At 74.1% G+C, this 634-nt stretch carries 1 protein-coding gene; it reads left to right on the top strand.

The window, feature by feature from the left end; translation table 11 throughout:
- On the top strand, positions 1 to 580 hold a 580-nt coding region (locus tag KUM32_RS39795; RefSeq protein WP_254406753.1), incomplete at its 5' end, for a molybdopterin-binding protein.
- Between the last annotated feature and the right edge of the window lie 54 nt (positions 581 to 634).

The following is a 634-nucleotide window of genomic DNA, read 5'->3' as shown; positions in this document are numbered from 1 at the left end:
CGCCTACCGCGTCGGCGCGGTCACCGACGACGCGGCCACGCTGCGCGCCACCATCGAGGACCAGCTCATCCGCGCCGACCTCCTCGTCACCAGCGGCGGCGTCAGCGTCGGCGCGTACGACGTGGTCAAGGAGGCGCTGACGGGCCTCGGCGACGACGCCGACGGCGTGCGGTTCCGCAGGCTGGCGATGCAGCCGGGCAAGCCGCAGGGGTTCGGCTTCGTCGGCGAGGGCGGTCGGGACCGCGCCCCGCTGCTCGCCCTGCCCGGCAACCCGGTCAGCGCGTACGTCTCCTTCGAGCTGTTCGTCCGCCCCGCCATCCGCACCCTGATGGGCGTCGAGCCCGTGCACCGCACGGTGGTCAGCGCGGTCTGCCCGGAGGGCGTGGCCAGCTCGCTGCCGGGCCGCCGCCAGTACCTGCGCGGGCGCTACGACGCGGACGAGAACGCCGTCACCCCCATCGGCGGCTCCGGCTCCCACCTGGTCAAGGCGCTCGCGCACGCCAACGCGCTGATCGTGCTGCCCGAGGAGACCACGTCGCTGGAGCCGGGCGGCACCGTGGACGTCGTGCTGCTGGACTGACTGACTGGCTGTCGGCCTGACCGCTGGACGATCGCTGGTCAGACCGCTGGACCG

The sequence above is a fragment of the Streptomyces sp. AC627_RSS907 genome (assembly GCF_019049165.1).
Note: the sequence above shows the minus strand (reverse complement) of the source record. Positions and strands in the feature narration are given on the sequence as shown.